12 protein-coding genes are annotated in these 24,349 nt (G+C 52.2%); 10 read left to right on the top strand and 2 right to left on the bottom strand.

Annotated elements, in window-relative coordinates; genetic code table 11:
• Positions 1 to 16: 16 nt before the first annotated feature.
• The 5 genes from TY10_RS12620 (at position 17) to TY10_RS12600 (ending at position 10,586) form a co-directional block, all read left to right on the top strand.
• Positions 17 to 3,109 (top strand): baseplate J/gp47 family protein, encoded by a 3,093-nt coding sequence (locus tag TY10_RS12620; protein ID WP_081735250.1) that lies wholly within the window; start codon positions 17 to 19, stop codon positions 3,107 to 3,109.
• 21 nt (positions 3,110 to 3,130) lie between these two features.
• A complete protein-coding gene (locus TY10_RS12615) occupies positions 3,131 to 5,392 on the top strand; it encodes a putative baseplate assembly protein (protein ID WP_042163902.1) in 2,262 nt (753 codons plus the stop codon).
• A 196-nt stretch (positions 5,393 to 5,588) separates the two neighbouring features.
• Entirely contained in the window at positions 5,589 to 7,544 is a 1,956-nt protein-coding gene (locus tag TY10_RS12610; protein WP_155985845.1) for a phage tail protein, read from the top strand.
• A gap of 45 nt (positions 7,545 to 7,589) precedes the next feature.
• Positions 7,590 to 9,251, top strand: coding sequence for a hypothetical protein (locus TY10_RS12605; protein ID WP_052350526.1), 1,662 nt, complete (start codon positions 7,590 to 7,592; stop codon positions 9,249 to 9,251).
• Positions 9,252 to 9,845: 594 nt separating this feature from the next.
• The gene (locus TY10_RS12600) at positions 9,846 to 10,586 is read left to right on the top strand and encodes a PDDEXK family nuclease (RefSeq protein ID WP_042163898.1); all 741 of its coding nucleotides are present in this window, start codon (positions 9,846 to 9,848) and stop codon (positions 10,584 to 10,586) included.
• A gap of 408 nt (positions 10,587 to 10,994) precedes the next feature.
• On the opposite strand, the gene TY10_RS28865 is transcribed toward TY10_RS12600, so the two are convergent.
• The gene (locus TY10_RS28865; protein ID WP_052350525.1) at positions 10,995 to 13,403 is read right to left on the bottom strand and encodes an MORN repeat-containing protein; all 2,409 of its coding nucleotides are present in this window, start codon (positions 13,401 to 13,403) and stop codon (positions 10,995 to 10,997) included.
• Positions 13,404 to 13,790, bottom strand: coding sequence for a DUF4280 domain-containing protein (locus tag TY10_RS12585; protein ID WP_042163894.1), 387 nt, complete (start codon positions 13,788 to 13,790; stop codon positions 13,404 to 13,406). It abuts the gene before it with no gap.
• A 227-nt stretch (positions 13,791 to 14,017) separates the two neighbouring features.
• On the opposite strand from TY10_RS12585, the gene TY10_RS28860 reads away from it, so the two are divergent.
• The 5 genes from TY10_RS28860 to pheT all read left to right on the top strand — a co-directional run bounded on the left by TY10_RS28860 (position 14,018) and on the right by pheT (position 24,313).
• Entirely contained in the window at positions 14,018 to 16,771 is a 2,754-nt protein-coding gene (locus TY10_RS28860) for an adenylate/guanylate cyclase domain-containing protein (protein ID WP_162160608.1), read from the top strand.
• Positions 16,772 to 16,818: 47 nt separating this feature from the next.
• Complete coding sequence (locus TY10_RS12575; protein ID WP_042163893.1) at positions 16,819 to 17,325, top strand: GNAT family N-acetyltransferase; 507 nt, start codon at positions 16,819 to 16,821, stop codon at positions 17,323 to 17,325.
• A gap of 54 nt (positions 17,326 to 17,379) precedes the next feature.
• Positions 17,380 to 20,415, top strand: coding sequence for a HEAT repeat domain-containing protein (locus TY10_RS12570; RefSeq protein ID WP_042163891.1), 3,036 nt, complete (start codon positions 17,380 to 17,382; stop codon positions 20,413 to 20,415).
• Positions 20,416 to 20,813: 398 nt separating this feature from the next.
• Positions 20,814 to 21,845: a phenylalanine--tRNA ligase subunit alpha gene (pheS, locus tag TY10_RS12565; RefSeq protein WP_042163888.1), complete on the top strand. Its 1,032-nt coding sequence runs from the start codon at positions 20,814 to 20,816 to the stop codon at positions 21,843 to 21,845.
• A gap of 23 nt (positions 21,846 to 21,868) precedes the next feature.
• Positions 21,869 to 24,313: a phenylalanine--tRNA ligase subunit beta gene (gene pheT, locus TY10_RS12560; RefSeq protein WP_042163887.1), complete on the top strand. Its 2,445-nt coding sequence runs from the start codon at positions 21,869 to 21,871 to the stop codon at positions 24,311 to 24,313.
• The last annotated feature ends 36 nt before the right edge of the window (positions 24,314 to 24,349 follow it).

The following is a 24,349-nucleotide window of genomic DNA, read 5'->3' as shown; positions in this document are numbered from 1 at the left end:
GGGAGCGAATGTGGCGATGAAGCATGGGGGAAAATCGGGTGATTTCAATCGTCCGCCCAAAATAAACTCAAATAGCAGTTCTACCTTCATTTCTAGGTTGAAGGAGATGGTACCGCATTATACGCCGGAATGGCGGTTTTCCGAAGACGATCCGGATCCCGGAACGGGTCTGGCCTTTCTGGCCGGTGAAATGCTGCAGGACACGGTACAGCGGCTTAATCAGGCGCCGATTAATCATTTTTTATCCTTTCTGGACTTCATTCAGGTCAAGCTGCAGCCGCCTCGTCCTGCTCGTGCGAACGTGGTGTTTGCACTAAGCGAAGGAGCGGTTGATCCGGTTCACCTGCCGGCTGGCATTTCGCTGACAGCTGTCCATCCAGACGGCGGCGAGCCGCTCATCTTTGAGACGGAACGTGCTTTGGCGGCAACCCCGGCTAAAATTATGGAATGGATCAACGTTCATCCTGAACGGGATCGGATTGCTGTGGCTGCTTCGAATTATGCAGAGCTTTTATCTTCTGGCATTGCCGCTCCGGTCAGGCTGTTTGATACCGACCATTATCAGAATGAGCAGGAGCATGTCCTCTATATTCGTCATGACGAGCTGCTGCTAGCCGACCGGCCAAGCCGCATTTATGTGCATGTCGAGCATAGCGCCAAACGCTATACGGAACCGGAGCTGGCTGCCTCGCTAGCATCACAAGCCGTAGAGTGGACCTACCCGGTAAGTGGAGAATGGAAAGCGTTCGATTCGGTCACAGCAGCCGGAAATATGATTATTTTACATAAAGCACAGCCGGGCATGATCGAACTGACGGAGCATCAGCAAATCAGCGGCCGATGGATTCGCTGTACGCTTAAGCCGCTGCCGAACACCGCTTCGCCGCTGTTAAACGCGAATCTGGAGCTGGATCGCGTGCGTATGCGTGCAGCTCATGATGCGCAAGGCGATTCGCAAGGCATTTTGCCCACTTCGCTGTACTACAACGATATGGAATTGCTTCCGGAAGGCTTCTTTCCGTTTGGCGAGCATTTTATTCCTTATTCTGTTTTTTATATGGCCAGCGAGGAGACATTTACGAAAAAAGCAGGACGAATGCGGCTGAGCTTCCACGCCAAAGCGATTCCTAGCGTGCTCAGAACAGCCCCCGATCCGGAAGTGAAATGGAAAATGGTGATGCGGACCTCCGAATTTGAAGAAAAGGACCCGCCCCGCGTTCGTATTCGCAAGGTGCAATGGGAGTACTGGGATGGCGGCAATTGGGCGATGCTGCCGGGAAGTGAGCGTTATACCCAGATGTTCGAGGAGCTGCCGGAGGAGCAAGCGCGTGTTTTTACACTGGAATTTACTTGTCCGGAGAATATGACGCAAACGTTCGTCAACGGCAAATACGACTATTGGGTACGCGCCCGCGTCCTGCAGGTCGATCCGATAATTGCCGCTGTTATGGAGTATATGCCGCCATGGCTGTCCGGACCATCGCTTTCCTATGCGCAGGGCTCGCAAACACTTCTGCTGCCTGATCTCGCGTATACGAGAAGCAATGCCGACGATCGGGACCGTACGGCGTCCGTGCGGCAAGGCGGCGCGCCGTTTCGGTTGTTTGAGCCGATTCCATGCCCGCAGCCGGCTGTCTATGTATCCTTTGACCTTGCTCCGGTGAAAGGCCCGCTAGGTATGTATGTTGGATTGGAGCGGCGTTTTGCTGCAGGCGGCGAGCCGCCTTGGATCGAGTGGGAAGCGCTATGCTATGAGCATGGCAGGGAGATATGGCTGCCGATTAAGCTGAATGACGGAACGAATGCTTTTACGATCAGCGGCCATCTGAATTGGGCTGGTCCGACGAATATGGCGAGGGCTCGTTTATTCGGCAAAGAGCGCTATTGGCTGAGGGCCGTGAACCGGGATTATCAAATTGGCAATTCCACTGGCGGACATCCGATAGCCGGAAGCATCCATCTCAATGCAGTAACGGTTCGCCAGCAAGTAAGCCAGGAGCGGGAGCTAACTATAGCGGCAAACGGTTTTGCGCAGCTGACACCGGGTGCTTTTATTGAAGAGGAAGTATGGGTGGACGAACAGGAACGGTTTACCGAATACGAACGGGAAGCATTATTGCAGCAACCAGAGCTGTATACCGCAAAGCGGGACGGTGAAGGCAAGCTGCAGCGGTTCTGGGCAAAGTGGTCGCAGGTGGCCTCGTTGGCGGAATCGGGACCGGATGACCGGCACTATACGGTTGATTATGCTGGAGGCTCAATTCAATTCGGAGACGGCGTTCACGGGATGCTGCCTTCGCTTGACAATACCGACCTGGTTCGCATCCGGTTTAAAACGACGGAAGGCGTCCGGGGCAATGTTCCGGCGGAACACATAACGGGAATGCAGCTTCCGTTTGCTTTCATTAGTGCGGTATCGAATCCTGAGCCGTCCATGGGAGGCGGAGATACGGAGCGGGTCGAGCAGGCAATGGCTAGAGGACCTCAACGTCTCAAGCATCGCGGCAGAGCGGTTACCTCTAAGGATGTGGAATGGCTGGCAAGGGAAGCTTTCCCGCAAATTGCGAAAGTAAAATGCTTGTCAAACCGCAATGGCTTGCTGGAGAGGTCTCCAGGTTCTTTAGCGGTTGTCGCATTTCCGGCCGGGGGCTTGAATGATGCAGCCCAGTTCCCGGAGCTTAGACAGACGGTCGAACGGGAATTAAGGCGTCAAGCGTCCAGCCTTGTATCACTAGGGGGCGCCATTCGTGTCGTCGAGCCGGCGTATATGGAGATTTCTGTCCATGCAACAATTGCTGTGCAGACCATTGATGAGATTTTGCCTGCAGAGGCGGAGTGCGTGTCCAAGCTAAATGCATTTTTAGATCCGATTAACGGCAATGCCGGCGGACAGGGCTGGAATATCGGGGAACTGCTTCATGCATCAGTGCTTCATTCCCTGCTTCATTCTGTTCGTTCGTTATTGTACATCGAGCGGCTGTACATTCATGTGGCGAGAATTGAAAACGGCAGCCGGATTGAATGGGACCCGGGTAAAATGAGCGAGGTTGCACACGGTATTGTAGTGAACGGAGTTCATGCCATAACAGCTGTTCCAGCACCGAATTAATGAACGGAAGGAGGAAATCGCATGCTGCCTAAGCTGCCCTTGGACGATCGTACCTATGCGGATATCGTAGATCAGTCGCGTCGTATGATCCCGAAGCGCGTACCGGAATGGACGGATGAGAACGCACATGATCCGGGCATTACGTTTCTGGAGCTGTTCGCATGGCTTACCGAAATGCAGCGCTACTATATTAGCAGAGTGCCGGACAAAAGCCGTGTTAAGTTTTTAGACTTGCTTGGCGTTAAGCCCCGTGATGCTTCCGCTGCGGTTGCTGAGATTTGTTTTGACGGCATTTCGCGAAAAACAGTCATTCCGCGTGGTACAAAGCTGATCGCCGAGGACCAGATATTTGAGACCGTCCGGGCATTAAGCCTCGTACCGCTCAAGCTGGACCGGATCATTAGCCGCACGGAGCGTGAGGCTAATGATGTAACAGCTTCTAATGAACAACGGAATGTAGCGTTTTATCCGTTCGGCAAGGAGGCTGTGGAAGGCTCGAGGATGTACGTTTCGTTTGACCGGGATCTGGAGCCGTCTGAGCTCGTTACATTTAGCGTCAAGCTAAGCGGCAGCAAGTCCGCCGGCATGGAGGATGAAGAATCTTCCGCGTCGCTGATGGAACAGCTGGATCTTACGGCAATAACGCCATCGGCGAGGCTTTCGTGGAAAGCTTATGTACTGGATGAACAGACCGGTACGGCAAGCTGGCTGCCGCTGGAGGTTGTCGAAGACGGAACGATTCATTTGACGGTAAGCGGTCAAATCACATTTCGCAATAAAGCGAGAATGCTGCCGATTACCGTCCATCCGGCCAATGACCGGTTCCGGTATTGGATCTGCTGCACGATCGAAGAAGGCGGTTATGAGCTGCCGCCGCGAATCTCAGGCTTAAGGCTGCATACCGTAAATGCGGTGCAAAAGGATACGCTCTGCGAAAGCATACCTTATCAGATTCCGATATCCGAAGCGGAAATCAGGGTGTCCAGCTATTTAGCGTTGTATGGTCATATTCATCTGCAAATACAGCGGGCGAATGGCGATTGGATTTATGTCAATTCTGTCCAAGCCGCTCCTAACGATACGATCACTTATAGTGTCTTAAAAGATTTGGAGGCCGGAGAAGCGGTCATTCAACTTATAGCGGCTGAGGGCACACAGCAATTGGAATCGGAAACTTCCATTCGTGTAATTGCAAGCACACCGGGCTTCGAAGCGCATCGCTACATTGGAAGGAGCAATGGGTTGCCTGGACAACAATTTGAGCTGTACGAGCTGCCATGCGTGCGGAAGGATGCCATCGCTCTCCAAGTTGCTGGAGTAGATGAGGACGGAATGACGGTCTGGCAGGATTGGACCAGGGTTGACGCGTTCGACCGCTCCAAGCCGGAAGACCGCCATTATTTGTACGATCCGGTAAAGAGGCTCATTACCTTCGGCAACAATGAGCAAGGTGCGATTCCTTCGCTTAGTTTGGAGGACAATATTGCGCTGATCGGCTGTGAGCTTGGCGGAGGAGAGCGCGGCAATGTGAAGCCGGGGCTGCTATCGGAATGGGTTCATGAGGAGCATAGGCCAGCCGGTGTATTCGTCTCGAATCCCGATTATGCGGCCGGCGGCCGTGAGGCAGAGCTGCTGCCGGAGACGCTCCAGCGGGCGCAGTCTGAGCTTAAGAAGACGTTTCGCGCCGTTACCGATGAAGACTACGAGACGATTGTTAAGGCTACCCCAGGAGTCGACGTGGCCAGGGTGCATGCCATTCCGCTCTTCAAGCCGGGTCTGGCTGATTATCCGCGCGAGAAGGCGCCAGGGCAGGTATCGGTCGTAGTGGTTCCCAATAGCTTCAGCCGGACGCCGCAGCCTAGCAGCGGTTTTTTACAGACCGTGAAACGGCATTTGGACAGCAGGAGGCTTGTTACGGCGGAGGTGCATGTGATTCCGCCAGTATATATCAAAGTAACAGTGCATGCTGTCGTTGTTGTTGAGCCGCAATTTATAGACGAGGGCGGGGCAATCACTGCAGCGCTTCAAGAGCTGTTGCGGCCGCTTGACGGAACCGGCGAGGAGGCCGGGAGGGGCTGGGCGTTTGGCAGACCGGTCTACAAAGGGGATATATACAATGCCCTTAGCGGCCGCAATGGCGTCGTCTTCATTCAGGATTTATGGCTGGATGCTGATGGAGCGCATGTGAAGAAGAGTAAAGGCGGGGACATCATTTTGCCGCCGCATGGCTTGATTTATTCCGGTGAGCATGAGATTGAGCTCGTAAGCCGGTTGCATTTATAGACAAGGGCTGGAAAACAAAGCATAAGCCGGCCAGGTAAGGGAGGGGAATAGCCTGAACGGAGAACGTTTTTTCTCGCTCAATCGCGAAGAGGACTGGCAGCGCGCCGCCACCTTCAATTTAGAGTGGAACCGGGCCGGATTCGGAATATGCCGGGACAATAAATATGGCATTCATGCTGTGCTGCAGCTGGAGGAATTGAACGGTACAGCACGCGTGAAGGAGCTGGCTCTCGGACAGCATGACCGTCTGTACATGCTGGATGAGCGGGCTGATCTATGGATATACGACCGCCGCAATCTGGAACATAAGCGATTGTTCTCGCAAGGCCACGGCCTGTTCACGGCGAATGCCCGAATTGCCGCGGCTGGCGAGCTGCTTTTCATAGCCGATTCGGACAGTGATAGAACGCTGTCATGCTACAATGCCGGAAATGGTCAGACTTTGTGGTCCCGGACGGGCATGGTCGACGGCTTGCCGTTAATACCGCTCGCCGTTATTGCAGATGACAGCAGTCTGTATGTGCTGACTCCGCTTGAAGTGGATGAGGGAAGTGACGAGCCTTCTGTTCCGGAGGGCGGCAAGCTGGGCATTATGAAATTTTCACTATCCGGCGCTCTGATGGCTGTATGGAGCGACCCTGCATTTAATCAGCGAATTCGCGCAAAGCTGCGGCATCTGCATCGTACTTACTTTTTATCCATTTCACCGAATCGGGGCTTATACATATTCGATACGCTTTTTGCCAAGCTGTTTTCATTCGGACATGACGGGAAGCTTGATGTTCGGCTCGAGTTTCCGCGAATGCCCTATGCAGGGCTTTGCTTGGATACGAGAGATGTGCTGTACATCGGCGATTCTCGCGAGATCGATCGCGAGAGCGAGGACGACCGCTTCATTATACAAGCCAGATCTGATGGCGATCTCATCGGGCGGATTACGGGCTTTCGCGGCAAAGCGGATCAGCTGCTGACCGACAATAAAGACCGGATGTATATTTTGAACAGCGAGGATTCCACCGTCACGATTCTGAATTTACAGCCGCAGACACTCGTCATGGAACAGACAGGGGTGCCGGAAGGCGTATGGTTCTCTCGTGCTTTCGATAGTACGGAGACTGATACGATTTGGCATAAAATGACGCTCGATGCGTTCATTCCCGAAGGCACGCAGCTTCGCGTCTCCTACTTCAGCTTGAACGAGGATAGCTGTATTCTGAACGGAGCCTATGTCAAGGTCGATGATTGGCTCTCCGATTCGAGCCGTTCCTACCGCGAAAGGCTGAATGCGCTGGCACATTTATGGTCGCGGCCCGTCATTAACCCAAAGGATGCGTTGTTCTTTGGCGCAAAGGGCCGATATCTCTGGCTCAAAATCGAGTGGCTGGGTACGGAACGGTATACGCCTTCGCTTCAGCGGCTGCGGGTTCATTTTCCCCGCGAGACGTACTTGTCTTATTTGCCGGCTGTCTACCAAGAGGATGAGGCGAGCAAAGATTTTCTGGAACGTTTTTTATCACTGTTTGGCACGTTGTTCACGGAGATCGAGGATAATATCGCAGAACTTCCGCAATATTTCGATGCGGAGCTGTCGAGCGGCGAACATTTGCGCTGGCTTGCCTCTTGGATCGGACTGGAGACGGACGATTATTGGACTGACCGGCATGTGCTTGGATTTTTGAAGGAAGCTCCTGAGTTGTATAAGTATAGAGGCACGAGACTTGGCATCGAGAAATCAATTGAAACCTATACCGGACAGAAGCCGCTGCTGATCGAGCATTTTCAGACGAGACCCATGCGGGACAACGCAGAGCTGAGGGAGCTGACAGACCGGTTGTACAGCAATGATCCCTATACGTTTACGGTGCTGCTGCGTCCTGAGCAAGCGCCTACGGAGAAGCAGCGGGTCGTAATTGAGCAATTGCTTGAAGAACAAAAGCCGGCGTATACGGAAGCGAAGCTTGTGCTGCTGCAGCCATGGATGTATCTGGACTTGCATACGTATCTCGGCATTAATACCGTACTGACGGAGCCGTCCTTGCTCACGCTTGGACCGGATCGGGCCATGCCGAACGATACACTTATTGTCGATATGGGCATGGAACGGAGAATGGACGTATATACCCGTCTGGAAATGGATTCGGAGCTGGAATAAACGGGGTTGGCCGATCAATAGGCAAAAATGAGGAGAGTGGCGGTAGTGAAGAAATCGAGGTTATATCCGTTTGAGCGAAACCGGTACTTCTATGGCAAGCTGCTGACAGTGCGCGATTTTGAGTCGGAGCAGAAATATGTTAATGACAAAAGAAGGCTGCTTAATCGCCTGCTGTATGGGAGCGGCGTCGTATCAGGAATGCAGGTCGTACCGGTAGACGACAAAACCATTTCCGTTGAGATGGGCGTGGCGATCGATTATATCGGCCGTGAGGTTGTCATTCCAGCTCCAGTTACGCTGAAGCTTTCGATGATTGAAGGGTTTACGAATAATGAATACAAGAAGAATGTCTACCTTTGCGTCAATTACGATGAGAAGGGGAAAGAGCCGGTTCATTCTGTCGGCAACTCGGCAGTCCGTTCGGACGAAGTGAGCGAATACAACCGGGTTCTGGAATCATATCGGCTGTCGATCGTAGAGGAAGCTCCGGCACCATCCTCCTTTGAATTTGTCCGTTTGATGGAAAATGTAGCGACCGTCTATCAGGACGAGAACGTCCGTATTACGCAGCGGATGCCGAAGTATGTCAATGCGGGTGAAGTGGCGGAAGTGCGGCTGGTTGTGGAGAAAACGCTGCAAACGCCGAGAATTGCCTTTGACTTTGAATATGAAGCTAAGGGGTTCATTCCGCTTGGACCGGAAGGCAATAAGGTTTCTTTTACAGAAGCCGGAGACGCCAACGAGACGGAATTTGTGCTCATCTATAATGTGAAAGCGCCGGAGGAAACCGGCGTTGCCGCGCTGCTGCGTATACCGAGCCAAAAGGCAAAGCTGACGATCGGCGATGAGATCATACCCATTGACGCGAATGCGTCGCATTCCATTGACGTTGTCAAGGAGCCGGTGGCGGAACGGATTTTGAAGGACTGGCATGAACGGAGTCTGGAGCAGGCGGTAGAGGGCTCAGCGGATCAAAGCATTTGCTTGGCGAAAATCAGTCTCCTCCAGATGGGACCGACGTATATGATCGAGAAAGTCGACCGGGTACCATTCGGAGAGTATATCGAGAACGGCTCGCTGCTGCAGCGATTGGGCCAGTCGTCGCGGGGTGCTGCCTTGCATAAGTTTTTTGCTAGCGCGGAGGCTCATGATTTGGAGTATGATGCGAAGCCGGCGCTGGATGTTACTTATCATCCGGACCGTAATGCGTTTGACTTTAAGCTTGGCATTCCTCGTCCGCAGCCGCTTTATGACGAGATCGCAACCGGCACGATGGAAGTGGCGCTGGAGTCAATCGGCAAAACCGGAGGCTTCTTTTTCTCCCGCGGGAAGAAAAACTTTATCTCCGATGAGATTAGTCACGGGTTGGGCGATGGCCAGGTAACGGTTGTTGTCGGGCTGGAGGAAAATGAATCATCCCTTGCCGCTGAACGCAGCGGATCGGGCAAACGCGTCTATTACGGACAAAGCGATGTATTTAAAGGGACCGAATACGAGCCGGATATTCCGAACGTTTCGCTTGGCACAATCGTTTACCCGGAAAAGGGAACCTTCCGTATTGGCATGAAGCTGCAGGGCGAAACAGAGTCGACCGCTTCTGTGATTGCGGTTCGCTGGTGGGCATTCAAAAGCCTTTCCGGTGCTGCGCCGGCTATTGACAGCAGGCTGGCCGAGGCAATCGCGCAAGCGGCTGCCGGCCGGGAGTAGCTTTTTGGGGAAAGGCTCTTGGTCGTAAGAGGTTGTATCTAGGTTTGAGCTTCTACTGAAGCTAAGCGTAGCGGGATATCATTAGCTTCCGTCTCTTGAGCTTTTATAGAAGTGAGGCAACAGGATAGCATTAGTATTAGCCTCTTAGGCTTATTACAGAAGCAAGGTAACTGGATAGCACAAGCACTCGCCTCTTAGGCTTATTACAGAAACTAAAGGTACAAGAATATCAATCGTTCTCAGCTCTTTCGTTGGGAGTGAGTGCCGCTTGAGAATTCCAATGTGTTTGATATGCAGTTCATCTGTATTGTTTATATAGTGAAATTGATGTGTAGACGAAGAACGTCTTCTTGCCAGATGGCAGGGAGGCGTTTTTTTATTTTTGAATGTTGAAAGGTTACAAGCTGTTCGGGTCTTTTTAAGCAAGTTTCGTTTGAAGACCCTGCTTTTAAGCTCTCCGTTTTATGAGACGTTGCACCGTCAACGTTTGAAAGAGTACCGCGTACCGCGATGGCACCGTGTGCTGGGAGGCGCGCGCATGATAGAAATCGACGATTGGTTAGTAGAATATTAATGAAAGTGAGGTTTTCATAGATGAAGGGTGGAAATCGGAGTTTGAAACGGGAAACGGCAAAGGTATCCGTATCAGCATCGTTTGAACAGGCACATGAGACTTTTCTGTTGGAGCACACGAATCGCAGGCAAGGAGAGCGGAAGGGGAGGCTTGTGAGAGGTCATCAATATGCCGAGAAGCTGCTGTTGCAAAACGTGTGGTGGCCGGTATTCGGAAGCTTTGAGAACCTTCATCCCGAGTATGAGGTGCTGGACTGGAACCGGAAATCGCAGTTTCTTGATTTTGCGTACATAACACCTTTTGGCCAATTTGGGCTGGAATGCGATGGTTATCAAAGCCACATCAAAGATATGGATCGAGAGCGATTCAGCTATTCGTTGAACAGGGATGCTTTCCTTACCGGATTGGGGTGGAGGATGCTGCATTTCTCATTCGATGATGTGCAGAAACGTCCAGAAGTATGCCGGATGCTGCTGCAGCATGCAATTGGTCCTGCTTTCTTTCATAAAGAAAGTGTTGCGGCGGGAGCATCGGTTTCATCGATTCGTATTGAAAGAGAGTTGCTGCAGGCAGCTTGGAGGCTCGGAGGGGCGATCAGTCCGAAGGAAGCGCGGGAGTGTATTGGCGTTGATTTTCGTACGGCCCGTAAACATCTACAGGCGATGGTGGTAAAGGGATTGCTTAAGCCGGTATCCAAAGGTAAGCAGATTCGGAGCTACGAGGTAGTGCCGGGAGCGCTGGAGCTGTTGTTGCTGCGATAGTGTTGCGGTAGCGATAGTCGATTTTACAAACGGTACACTCACGTTGGAAATTTCCAACGTAGGCGAGAGTAATGGTACGGAAAAGCACCCTACGTTGGAAAAATCCAACGTAGAAGAGAGAAACGGTACGAAAAGGCACCCTACGTTGGAAAAATCCAACGTAGAAGAGAGAAACGGTGCAAAAAGGCACTCTACATTGGAAAAATCCAACGTAGGCGAGAGAAATGGTGCGAAAAGGCACCCTACGTTGGAAAAATCCAACGTAGGTAAGCGAAACGGTGTGGAAATAGACTCTACATTGGAAAAATCCAATGTGGTGAACGGTGTGGCCTTTGTTTAAGGGAACTGCATATTACTTTTACGGCAAAAAGATGGAGGGTGATCGATGGTAACTATATTAAAAGTAAATTAATGTTGGCTACGGTGGAGCTTATAATGGCTGGTAACAGTAAATGTGACGATGGGGCAGGTCTGAAGATATATTGTGATAAGTGAAGGCGATGCTAATCGTAGTAAGTGGTTAGAAGTAATGATGACGGTGATGCTAATGGTAATGGTAATGGTAATGGTAGCGGTAGATAGATTAGTAGAAATGGTAACTGGGAGGTAAGGGGAATGATAATAGTTGAGGGTATGATGGAATCGCTGGGGAAGAGTTAAGTAACTAAATAAAAGCAAACCAACTCCCGTATGAAACGATAGCGGGAGTTGGTTTGCTATATTGCTATTTCGGTGTGATATAGCTGATATTGAGCCGAACTGGTTTTTGTTGCTGTAGGTGAAAGTCAGGAGAGCGTTGCCCGATTTGTATATGATATTGGACTTGCCGTTATCCAGCTTCTCGGTAATGGAGGCTGCCTTGGCTGTTTGCAGCCGTTGAAGCGTCTGCTGGATGATGGTACTGTTCCATGTATTTAATTCGCTCACATAGTACGCCTCCGGATTATCCGGATCTGCTTCAAGCGTGAATGATAGCTGGCTGCTGGCGTAAGTTAAATTTAATGGCTTGGGTGGAAGACCTTCAAGTCCAAGCTCCTCACCGGATACTTCGCTTCCCGAAGCTACGGTAGAACCGCTACCGGAGCTGTTAGAACCTGCAGCCGCACCGTTATTGCCACCAGCATTCGAGCTGTTGCTCCCGCTAGCGCCGTTGCCGCTAGTATTCGAGCTGTTGCTCCCGCTAGCGCCGTTGCCGCTAGCATTCGAGCTGTTGCTGCCGCTAGCATTCGAGTTGTTACTGCCGCTAGCGCCATTGCCACTAGTATTCGAGCTGTTGCTGCCGCTAGCATTCGAGCTGTTGCTCCCGCTAGCGCCATTGCCGCTAGCATTCGAGCTATTGCTGTCACCAGTACCGTTGCCGCTAGCATTCGAGCTGTTACTGCCGCTAGCGCCATTGCCGTTAGCAATCGAGCTGCTGCCGCCAGCGCCGTTGCCGCTCGCACCGTCGCTCGCGGCCGTGTTACCATCGGCCGCTGCTGCGCCACCGCCGTCAGCGCCACTGCCGTCAGCAGCAGCACTATCCCCGCTGCCCGAGGCACCGTCCTCGACGCCCGCTCCCGAGCCGGTTTTCATCAGCGCCGCCGCCAGCTTCCTCGCTGGCCCCCGTCTAGGGGCTGGCGACTCTGGAACAACAGGCGCATCCGGTGCGCCTAGCATTTCTTGCAGCTTGGCGAGCGGCAAGTTGATGAAGCCTTCTACAAAGGAAGAACCGCCCTTGAAAAAGCCCTTATAAAGAGTGACGCCATCCGCGTCGAACAGAACTCCGACGCCTTCGTATTTGCCGTTAACAAATTTACCGGCATAGACGGGTGCGCCATTAACTCCAAAGGCTTGTCCATCGCCATTCATTTGTCCGGCACTGAATGCGCCCGTGTAGACAAGGCTGCCGATTTCGTTAAATAAGCTGCCGGCCCCATGATACTGACCTTGCAAAAACGCGCCTTCGTACTGGACAATACCGGAAGCGAAATATTGCTTACCCGCTCCGTTTAGCTTGCCGTCCTGGAACACGCCCTCGTACAGCAGCTTCCCGCTTTCTCCGTAAAGCTTGCCAGTCCCCGCATAGCGGCCTTCGCTGAACGTGCCTTCATAGATAAGGCCGCTGCTGTCGTTGTAGAGCTTGCCTTCGCCAGTCCGCTGACCTTTCACGAATGCTCCGGCATAAACGATGGTTCCATCCTGCCGGTATTCCGTTCCTGCGCCTTCGTACAGGCCGTAGGCGAACTGGCCTACATATTTCGGCTTCCCATCCGGATCAAACAGCGTCCCTGCACCTGCATATTGATCAGCAGCAAATTCACCGCGGTACAGCAGCTTGCCGTTCTCATCGTAATGCTCACCTGAGCCGGCTCTCAATCCTTTCGAGAAATCCCCTTGATACAGCAGCTTTCCGTCCGGATAAAAGAGCTTGCCAGCGCCTTCGTACAGGCCATTAACCAATTGCCCGTCAAAAATAACGTTCCCGTCGGCATCCTTGACGGCGGCTGTGCCGGTAAAGCCTTTGGCTGCCGCGGCAGACGCCGACAATTCAGGCGTTCGGCCAAACCATTTGTTAATGAATGCAGGAGGATTAATGAATCCGAAGTACGTTACAATGAGCGCGATAACGATGATAAGCGCCACCATTTTTTTTGCAATGTAATAGCTGCCGAGCTTTAAATAATTGTCCAGAGAGCGAAGCGGTCCGAACAAGGCGGTAACCAGAAATCTCCGCAGCCACCCCAGCAGTCTCTTGGGCAGTGTTTTGGCACGCTTTAGAGGGGTGATGATCATCCGTTTGATCGGCTTGAATATCGGCTTTAGCAGTTGTTCTACCATTTAGGGCACCTGTATCGTAACTTGGCCAGGATTAACGATTTGTATGACGCCGCCCCAGTTGCACATGCATTTGGAGGTATTGTTAAGAGCGGGCATATTGGCGACAAGAACCGTCGGCGTGCCCGGCACCCAAGGCGCTGATGTCACGGGTACGCATGGCTGAGGAGTCAGCGCGCCCAAAGCCGCAGCTGTCGCGGCAGCCACCATAGGATTGGCCATGGAGGTGCACATTCCGAATGGGAGAATGTTGACCATCGGTTTGTTGTCCATAATGTTGGCAATCGGCATAGAAGTCATGACGCGATTGGCAGGAAGAACGTTCAAAGTGCCGGGAGCAGCGCCAAACGAACATTGCAGAGAGGCTCCGCCGCATACTAGTTGACCCATAGTTAACCCTTTCCGTGCGAAGCGGCAACAAGCCTGCTTCTACCATTTTCTTCTACTATTCATACTACTATATGGGAGGAAGCGCTTCAACAAAAACCTGATTAATTCGACCCTATTCTATCGCGAAAAAACAAGGAAATTGATGCCAAATCACGATACATGTAGTACTATGGAATTAATTGATAGTTCGGTAAAAGCAAATAGGGAAAATGAAAGTGATGGTGTCCATGAGAAAGTCAACGTGGGTTATAGCATTGCTGCTTGTCGTTGCCATAGGTCTGGGAGTATGGCTTTATCCGAATGCGAATCGGCTGCTGTCGCTGCCCACGGATAATGAGAAGGCGCTTACGTATTTATCCCGGCTGGCTCCTGGCCCGGAAGGCGGACTGGTGACCATTGGCGACTCCCGCCAGGAAATCATTCGCATGGATGAAAACGGCATGCTGGAGGAACGGATCCGGCAGCACCCCAATGACGGCGGCAGGCATGATTTCACAGATGTTGCCGCTGCACCGGACGGGACGATCTATGCGCTGGACACTGTCTTGGACAAGTATGGACTGTACGTCCAAGAGGAAAGAATTGTCCGCTACGCTCCGGAGAGCAAGGAGGGCCAGATTCTTTACACCTTGAAGGGCGACGGCACGAATAAAAGGGTCGGACAGATTCAAGGATTTCAGCTTCAGGATCAATCGCTCTATTTCTATTTTGACAAAGAGCAAGAAATTGTGCTGAATCGCTTAAGCCTGATGGAGAGCGGCGGCCAACCTGTAGAAGCGTTCCGGTTTAAAGTGCCGAATGACCGGTACCTTTCAGAGATAGTAGGGTACGAACCCGGAAGAATCTTCTATGCGACGAAACGCGGTGCGATTTTCCGGGTGGGAGCAGATGGCGCCAGCACGATAGCCTACCCGCTGGAAGGGATGAACCGGACACGAACCAACTTCCCGGAAGCGCTGCAATTGCACCCCGACGGCAGACTGTATTTTATCGACAGGCTTGTCAACTCTGTCACGAGTATGAAGGCTGACGATTCCAGCGGATTGCGTGTCGATCTCAACGAAAAGATGCTGCAAAGCAAGGCGGCGGGTGCAGAGAGTATCGAAATAATGGATTTTTCGGTTGGCTCGGGCGGAAAGCTCCATATTGCGCTGGATGACCGCGTATTGAATTTGAGCATGAAGGAAGCGGGCAGCTCTGCTATTATTGACGTCTCCTATGACCGGGAAACGGTGCTGCTGGGCTGGCTGGCCTGGCTCGCTGCAGCGGCTCTGCTGGCTGTTGTCATTGCGATGCTGAGGCTCGTTTATGTTCATTTGTTAAACCGCAGAATTTCGCTGTTCGTCAAACAAGTCGTTATGCTGGTTCCGATTGTTACGATCTCGATGGTTCTGTTATGCAACTTCGTCTATAGCAGCTTTTCCGGACGGATGGAGGAGGAAATGCAGCGTCAGCTGTCCCTTCTTGCACGCAACGGACAAAACATCATTAATGGCGATCAACTGAACAAGCTTACTTCTCCGAGAGATTACAGAAGCCCGAATTACACCGCCATTTACGATAAAATGAACTTTCTGTTCGAGAGCGAGGATGATGCTAACCGGAAAGGGCTGTACAGCACGCTCTATAAGTACGAGAACGGCGGGCTCTTCATCATGATGGACGACGACGACGGCGTCAATATGTATAAGCCTTTTCCGGTAAGCGAGGACAATAAGCGGGTGATTGATAAAGGCGAGGTGCTGACCGGGAAATGGGAGGACGCCACTGGCAAGTGGCTGTATGCAATTGGTCCCATCTATGATTCATCGGGAAAAGTTGTGGGCATTTACGAGACAGGCCGTGATCTGAATGTGCTCTATCAATCCAATCAGACCATTTATTCAAGCATCGTCATCAATATCGGAATTATCAGCTTGGTGCTTATTGCGTTTGTGACCGGCACTACCTACTTTATGCTCTCGTCGCTGCGCAAGCTGCGCAGAAGCGTTATGGATATGGCTAACGGCAATTGGAACGTCGAGGTGCATATCCGGTCCAAAGACGAGGTAGGCGATCTGGGTGAACAATTCAACCTGATGGCCAAGCATATCCGAAATTATATAAAAGACGTAACTTCGTTCAGCGAAGCATCGCACCGGTTTGTCCCGCAGCAGTTTTTCAAATATTTGGGCAAAAAAGGGATACTCGACATTCACCTTGGCGATCAGGTTCAACAGAACATGACCGTCATGGTTGCGAATATCCGCTCATTCCACGAGTTGTCCAAACAGCTGTCGCCGAAGCAAAATTTTGACTTCATGAACGCCTTCCTGAAACGGTTCAGCCCGTTCGTCCGCAAGGAGGAAGGGCTGATCAGCAAATATTTGGGAGCGGGCTTTATGGCGCTGTTCCCAGCCCATTCGGACGATGCCTTGCGTGCAGCCGTTGCCATCCGCCGGGATCTCGCCGCCTATAACGAACAGCTGCGCCAATCCGGCTACAAGGCCGTTGATCTGGGCATGGCGCTGCATAAGGGGCCGCTGATGCTGGGCATCGTCGGAGAAGAGCAGCGGATGGAAGGCAATATCATTTCCGATGACGTCAATATGACCGCAACGCTTGAAAAGATATCCGATACGATGGGTACGCCGATTCTAGCGACTAGAACGTTCTTCGAGCAGCTGCGGTCGCCAGAGCGCTTCCGGCATCGTTCACTTGGCCGCATCCGGATTGACGGCAAGGACGAGCCAATTGAGCTGATAGACGTTTATGAAGGTGACCCGGATGCGATCCGGCTATTGAAAGACCGTACAAAGCCGCTATTCGAGAAAGGCATATTGCTCTGTCAGGAAGGGCGGTTTTTGGACGCACGCGAGACCTTTATTGAAGTGATTAAACAGAATCGGTCCGATAAGGCGGCCAAGCTGTATTTCTATCTTTGCGACGAATATTACCAGAAAGGCTCGACGGAGGGCTGGAATGGCACGCTTGCCGTATAAGACGAATGTAATCGTATCTTCTGGAATGCTGTGAAGGAGCGGGGATTATGCTGGTAGAGCAATTTCGGATTGATAAGCTGGAAAAGGCAGAGGATGCGGAGCGGATTATTCATTTTCTGCTGTCAGATCAATCGTTTGACGACACTCGCTATACGCCAGGAGAATTATCCCATTTCCAACAGCTTCCTTATCGTGCTATCGCCGAAGAAATTGTGCTTTGGTACGCCGTTGATGAAGCGGGACAAATTATTGCGATCAATAGTATAGCGGAGAACGAGCAGCAAACGGGAGGCTTTAGCTGGGACTACATAGTTGTACACCGAGAATATCGCAAAACAGGTGTAGCTTCAGCACTGATAGCCGAAATGTTCGCTTATCTGCTGCTCGTTCACTCACGCTATATCATCACCTATACTTGCGACCTGCCGGAATACTTGCCAATAAGAAGACTGTTTGAACGAAACGGCTTCAGCCTGGTAGGCCGCTGTCCGGATTATTATTTTGACGGTGAGGACCGGCTAATCTATTATCGGAAACTACTATACAGCGCTTAGCCGTTCAGCCGCTGATACGGGCTTAATGAGTGTGCGAAACGGATGGATAGCCTAATGAATATGGAACGAATGATAGGCGCGATAGGCGCCCGTGCCGAAGATCAGCGCAAGCTGATCTTGATGGCACCTGTTTTTTTTATATGCGGTATAGCCGAAATGCTCAATTACAACGGCTTTATGACGCTGTTCAACCAACGGCTCGGAAGCGAGTATTTGCCTTACGTTTATGCGGCGGAAGCGGTCATTTTACCGCTTGAAGCTTGGCTGTTGTCCTGGCTTGCGGGAAGACTGCCAAAGCCGCAGCTGATGCGGGTCATGTATGGCATGATGCTGGGGATTGTGGCGTTCAATGCGCTGGTGCTGCTGACACTGAAGCTTGCCGGTGTGGAGCTGTTATGGTACTACCCTGTGCTGTTCATCTTCTCTAACTTTGTCGTCAGGCAGCAGACGATTCTATTGTGGAGCCTTGCTGTTGATACATGCCAGACGCAGCAGGCCAAACGGCTAATGCCGATATTTGTCGGGGCAGCAACGCTTGGCGGCGTAGCGGCCGGCTTACTAGCCCAAGCGATCAGCATCGGCTTTGGTCCAGAGACGATCTATGCAGCCGGAGCTGTTCTTCTTCTGCTTGCATGGCGTAATTATAATCAGGTAATTGGAAAATATCTGGTGCCGCTATCGTTAAAAGCGGAAGCTTCCCGTGAAGAGGCTCCTGTCCTTACGACGGGAGCAGTGTTTCGTGATGCGCTCCGGTCGCCGTTTTTGCTTACGGTTATTTTACTGATGACCTTTATGCCGGCACTGTACTTTCTAATGGAATATCAGTTCTTGAATGTAACGAGAATCTCTTATCCTAGTGAACAAGAGTTCAGCCGTTACTTCGGGATGATCACAATGGTGCTGTTCATACTCGCCTTCCTGCTGCAGACCGTATCGGGCAAACTGATGGCAAAGCTGGGTGCAAGCCAAATGCTGACGGCAATATCCGCCATTTACGTTCTATCATTTGCCGCTGCCGTTATGCTAATTGGCTCGTCTGCCGCACTGCCTATCATTTCTGCGGGCTATATGCTGCTCTATTTATTGCTCTATTATTCGGCAGAGCCGTCTTATCAGATCTTCTTCAAAACCTTCCCGCTTGCTCAGCGGGACAGCTACCGCTATGCGGCTCAAGGCATTGCGGCATCAGTCGGTATTATGGCGGGCGCTGCTCTGCAATTTCTTCATTCTGGACTGGGAATGTCATGGACGCTGCTATCGCTTGTCGGCTTATGCGGTTCCGTGCTTTTGCTCGGACTGGCCTGGATCGGAAGAAAATATTATATGCGCGAGCTGGTAAGCAGCGTACAGTCGGCCGGTGAGCTTGATCTGACGGAACAATTTGAGGAGCTGGTTCGCAATCCGGCTGCTATGGCGAGAATAAGCGGCATGCTGAAGGAAGAGAATGATCCGGCCAAGGAAATCGCTCTTCAAATCATAGCACGCCTGCAAAATCCGAGAGATCTGCCCGAGTTATTGAAACTGATTGAAGACCCGAGTCCCCGGATTCGGGTGTCGGCAGTACGTGCGATGAACTTGGAGCAGGCTGATTTAACAGCTATGGTGAAAATCGCGGCTTTTCTGGAGGACCCTGATGATGAGCTGCGTGCGGAGGGTGTTCGGCAGATCGGCCGGATGAAGCATATGGAACATCAGGCTTTTTATTTTTTACGGCAAAAGCTGCTCGACCGTCATCCCGCTGTAGTAGCGGAAGCGGTCAAGGCGATGTATTCCTTCAATAATGCGCCCAGCTTTGAGGCGTGCTCTGAAGTGATTCACCGTATTTTGCAGGAAGGCGGACAAGCCTCTATCTATATTTGCCGGGTAGTCGCGGAGCTGAAGCTGAAGGATTTCATTCCTGAAGTTAAAAAGCTCGTACATGACCAGCATCCTGCCGTTCGTGTCGCGGCCATCGCTTGCCTCGGCGAGTTGGGCGAGGAGGGGTTGCTGCCGGAACTGCTTCAGGGCTTGCCGACCATGGATCAGGAAATGACCCGGACGGTATTCCATTACTTCGTTCAGATTGGAGATCGGGCAGTTGCTCCGCTGCTGGACAGCTTGGAAGGTGCACATCCGAAGCGATGGACGATCGCGATTCAGGCACTGGCCAGATTGCTTCCTGAGGATGAAATTCGTTCCCGGCTTATTGAATCTGCGTTATTAAGGCTCGCCCACTTGGATGATGCCGCTGCATATGGCGCAGCATTTGCCGCCATGGAACGAGAGGATATAGCTCAGCTTGCGGGTTTGAGGCTGAATGAAGTTCGTATTTTTTACATGGATGGCGTATGGTCGGTACTTGGCGCCCTGGCAGATGAGCAGGTTGTGGATGCTATCCGTAAAGCGGCTGGCGATCCCGATGAGGAGATTCGCAGCAATGGCTGGGAGGTGCTCGCCGAAGGTGTCGGAGACCGCAGATTGTCGCAGCGGCTGCTCCTTTTATTGGAGCAGGAGGATTCTGCCGGACCGATAGATCGTCTGCCGGAGTCTGGCACCCAGAATGTATTGGATCAGGCGCTTGCGGAATCGGATGACTGGTGGCGGGAGATGGCTGTTGCGAGCCAACATGGAAAGGGTGGGGACATGTCGCAGGAACAGGCAATGGGACGATTGAATAAAGTGGTGTTTTTGCGGCAGGTGCCGTACTTTACCGATTTATCGCTGGAAGAGCTAGGATTAATCGCAACGATTGCCAAAGAGAAGGTCTGGGCGGATGATGCTAAGCTGCTGGAGCGGGGAACGCCAAATATGGCGATGTATGTCATCATCGATGGCAATGTTGAGCTTACTAGTACTTCCGCTGCCGGCTGGGAAGGGACGATCGGTGTACTTGGCTCCGGCGATGTATGCGGGGAGACATCAGCTCTCGACGGTACGCCGTCATCGGTATCCGCACAGTCACTGCTTGGCGAAGTTCGCGTGCTGGAGCTTGCCGGTGATGATATGGCGCGCCTTATCCGCCTGTATCCGGAGATTGGAATGGGACTGCTGCGGGCGTCTTTTGCCAGAATTCGTTTACTGGAAGAGATGATGATGCGGATTGATTCATAGGCGGCTTTCGAAGTTGCAACCGTTGCTGAAATTGCATATAATAGAGACTAATGTTTTAATATTGAATTTATATGCTTGAAAGCCGAGATGGAGATAAGTAAGCAGTGCTGCCGCACAGGGAAAAGACGCCGTAGATTGAGAGCGCCTTTACGATTACACACTGATGAAATTCACTCCGGAGCAGACGCCTGAACCGCATGTATCATGTCATATATGCTCGAGTAGGGATTGTCCGGTTCCCGCCGTTATGGGAATAAGGGATTGCAGCAAGGCGGCCGTATCGCGCCGGCAGCAGTCCGAATTAGGGTGGTACCACGGTTCTTTCGTCCCTTGCGGGGAGAAAGGGCCTTTTTTTGTTTGTCCCGAACGAGAGATGGTAAATATGGAGGCGAATGTTGATGAAAGAGAAATTGGAAGCTTTGCGCGGCGAAGCGCTGCAAGAGCTGCAGCAGGTAGACAGCCCGCAGCTGCTGAATGATTTGCGAGTGAAATATTTGGGCAAAAAAGGCGCTTTGACCGAAATTCTTCGCGGCATGGGAGGCTTGAGCGCTGAAGAGCGTCCGATCATCGGCCAAGTCGGCAATGATGTCCGGGCAGCGATTGAAGCTGTTATTGAAGAAAAACAAGCGGCGTTCCTGCAGGCGGAGACGGAAAATCGTCTGCGCGCAGAGACAATCGATGTGACGCTGCCAGGTAAGGCGCTGCCTACTGGATCCGTTCACCCTTTGAACAAAGTAGCACAGGAGATCGAGGATATTTTCGTAGGTCTCGGTTATACGATTGCGGAAGGTCCCGAGGTGGAAACCGATTATTTCAACTTCGAGGCGCTTAATTTGCCGAAAAACCATCCGGCCCGCGACATGCAGGATTCGTTCTATATTACAGACGATATCTTGATGCGTACGCATACGTCCCCGGTGCAAGTGAGAACGATGCAGCAAATGAACGGGAAACCCGTTAAAGTTATTTGTCCTGGCAAAGTGTATCGCAGAGATGATGACGACGCGACTCACTCCTTCCAGTTCAATCAAATTGAAGGACTCGTAATCGGCGAAAACATCCGGATGAGCGATTTGAAAGGCACGCTGCTGCAATTCGTACAGCAAATGTACGGTTCGCAAGCGGAAATCCGCCTTCGTCCAAGCTTCTTCCCGTTCACGGAGCCAAGTGCCGAGGTTGACGTTACTTGCGTGCAATGCAGCGGCCGCGGCTGCCGGATGTGCAAGCACACCGGCTGGTTGGAAATACTGGGCAGCGGCATGATACATCCGCGCGTATTGGAGATGGGCGGCTACGATCCGGCCAAATACAGCGGTTTTGCGTTCGGTATGGGCGTTGAACGGATTGCATTGCTCAAATACGGCATTGACGACATCCGTCATTTCTACACGAACGATATGCGCTTCTTAAGTCAATTTGGGAAAATGTAACGGAAGGAAGGGGAGATAAAGCGATGAAAGTATCCTATAAATGGTTGAATGAATATGTCGATCTGTCCGGCTTCACGGCGGAGGAACTTGCGGAAAAAATGACGCGCGGAGGCATCGAGATCGATAGCGTGGAAAACCGCGATAAAGGGGTAACCGGCGTCGTTGTCGGCTATGTGACATCCCGCGAGAAGCATCCGGATGCGGATAAGCTGAATGTTTGCAAAGTGGACGTAGGCACCGGCGAAGAACTGCAAATCGTGTGCGGAGCGAAAAACGTGGAGGCAGGCCAGCGCGTTCCGGTAGCGACGATCGGCGCAGTACTTCCTGGTGATTTCCGCATTAAGCGCGCGAAGCTGCGCGGTGTGGAGTCGCAGGGCATGATTTGCTCCGCGAAGGAGCTGGGCTTGAACGACAAGCTGCTGCCGAAGGAGCAGCAGGAAGGCATTCTTGTGCTGCCGGAGTCGACCCCGATCGGGACATCAATCAGCGATGTTCTTGGCATCAATGATGAGGTGCTTGAGCTTGACCTGACGCCAAACCGCTCCGATTGCTTGAGCATGCTGGGCGTTGCTTACGAAATCGGCGCACTGACAGGACGTCCTGTTAAGCTGCCGGAAAATACGATTAACCATACACCAGAGCGGACGGACAGCCATATTTCGGTAGCAGTCAGCGTGCCTGACTACTGTTCGCATTATAGCGCCCGTTATATTAAGGGAGTAAAGATCGGTCCTTCGCCGCTTTGGCTGCAGAACCGTCTGATCGCTGCCGGCATTCGTCCCATCAGCAACGTTGTCGACGTAACGAACTTCGTCATGCTGGAATATGGACAACCGCTTCATGCGTTTGATGCGGATGCTGTACAAAGCGGGAAAATCGAAGTACGCTTCGCGAAAGAAGGCGAAACGCTGGTAACGCTTGATGATCAGGAACGCCGTCTGGAGCCGCATATGCTGCTTATTACCGATGGGGTGAAGCCAATCGGCCTTGCGGGCGTTATGGGCGGAGCGAACTCGGAAGTGAACGAGAGCACCGTTAATATTTTGCTGGAGTCGGCTAAGTTCGACGGCGGCACAATTCGTAAAACGTCACGCCAACTGGGGCTGCGTTCAGAGTCGAGCATTCGCTTCGAGAAGGAAGTGGATCCTGCCCGCGTCATTCCAGCCTTGGACCGTGCGGCGGCATTGATCGCTGAACTCGCTGATGGTCTGGTAACAGAAGGCATTGTCGAGGCAGCAGCTGCCAAAGCTGAGCCGGCCAAAATCGACATTACGCTGGCTAAAATTAATGGCTATCTTGGTACGGAGCTTTCGAAGCTGGAAGTTCAGACGATTTTCGAACGATTGAATTTCGGCTACAGCCTGTCTGATGAAGGCAAGTTTACCGTTCAAGTGCCTACGCGCCGCGGTGACATTACACGCGACGTTGACTTGATTGAAGAAGTTGCTCGTCTGCACGGCTACGACAACATCCCGACGACGCCGATTCACGGCGATGTAACACCGGGTTCGTTGACAAAGCCGCAGGCAATCCGCCGCGATTTGCGCCGGAGATTGACCGATGCAGGACTGCATGAAGTAATCAGCTATTCGTTTACTTCACCGGAGCGTACGGCGCTATTCCCGGCCTTGTCCGGCGAAGGGCAGAAGCCGGTGAAGCTGGCGATGCCGATGAGCGAAGACCGCAGCGTACTGCGTACAATGCTGGTTGCTCAACTGCTTGAGACGGCAGTCTACAACCGCAACCGGAAAAACGATTCAATCTCCGTATTCGAAATCGGCAGCGTCTTCCATACCGATGAAGAAGTGTTGACACGCTTGCCGCAAGAGAAGCACCGTTTCGCAGCTTTGTTGACGGGCAGCCGGACAGAGGCGCAATGGAACCGCAAATTGGAGCCAGTCGATTTCTACGATGCCAAAGGCGTTCTGGAGACGTTGTTCCAAGTGCTTGGCTTAACTTCGAAAGTACGTTATGAAGCTGCACAACCGGAGCACTTCCATCCGGGCCGCACGGCTGCAGTCTTGCTGGAAACGGCTAGAGGTCCGCAAACGATCGGCTACGTTGGACAATTGCATCCTACGCTTCAGCATGAGAGCGACCTGGCTGATACCTATGTGCTCGAAATCGAGCTCGATGAGCTTTACGAGCAGGCTCAATTCGATATCGAATACAAAGCGCTGCCGCGTTACCCGGCTATGCAGCGGGACATTGCAGTCGTACTGGACCGTTCCGTTCCGGCGGCTGATCTGACAGCTTCGGCATGGGCAACGGCAGGTGAGCTGCTGGAGTCTGTTCGCGTGTTTGACGTATTTACCGGCGAGAAGCTGGGAGCGGATAAGAAGAGCGTCGCGTTGTCGCTCGTATATCGTCATGCTGACCGGACATTGACTGATGAAGAGGTTACAGAGCTTCATGGGAAGGTAGTTGCGGAGCTTGAACAATCTTTTGCCGCAGAATTGAGAAAGTAGGCAGGAAACCTCCAAAGTCGCATCGAAATAGTTCCT

It is taken from the genome of Paenibacillus gorillae (genome assembly GCF_000513275.1).
Lineage (GTDB): Bacteria > Bacillota > Bacilli > Paenibacillales > Paenibacillaceae > Pristimantibacillus > Pristimantibacillus gorillae.
This window is presented reverse-complemented; position numbering and strand designations above follow the sequence as displayed.

Excerpts from the sequence above, each read along its gene's own strand:
- TY10_RS12620 (WP_081735250.1), top strand. The coding sequence starts at position 17 with ATGAAGCATGGGGGAAAATCGGGTGATTTCAATCGTCCGCCCAAAATA.
- TY10_RS12615 (WP_042163902.1), top strand. The coding sequence starts at position 3,131 with ATGCTGCCTAAGCTGCCCTTGGACGATCGTACCTATGCGGATATCGTA.
- TY10_RS12600 (WP_042163898.1), top strand. The coding sequence starts at position 9,846 with ATGAAGGGTGGAAATCGGAGTTTGAAACGGGAAACGGCAAAGGTATCC.
- TY10_RS28865 (WP_052350525.1), bottom strand. The coding sequence starts at position 13,403 with ATGGTAGAACAACTGCTAAAGCCGATATTCAAGCCGATCAAACGGATG.
- TY10_RS12585 (WP_042163894.1), bottom strand. The coding sequence starts at position 13,790 with ATGGGTCAACTAGTATGCGGCGGAGCCTCTCTGCAATGTTCGTTTGGC.
- TY10_RS28860 (WP_162160608.1), top strand. The coding sequence starts at position 14,018 with ATGAGAAAGTCAACGTGGGTTATAGCATTGCTGCTTGTCGTTGCCATA.
- TY10_RS12575 (WP_042163893.1), top strand. The coding sequence starts at position 16,819 with ATGCTGGTAGAGCAATTTCGGATTGATAAGCTGGAAAAGGCAGAGGAT.
- TY10_RS12570 (WP_042163891.1), top strand. The coding sequence starts at position 17,380 with ATGAATATGGAACGAATGATAGGCGCGATAGGCGCCCGTGCCGAAGAT.
- pheS (WP_042163888.1), top strand. The coding sequence starts at position 20,814 with ATGAAAGAGAAATTGGAAGCTTTGCGCGGCGAAGCGCTGCAAGAGCTG.
- pheT (WP_042163887.1), top strand. The coding sequence starts at position 21,869 with ATGAAAGTATCCTATAAATGGTTGAATGAATATGTCGATCTGTCCGGC.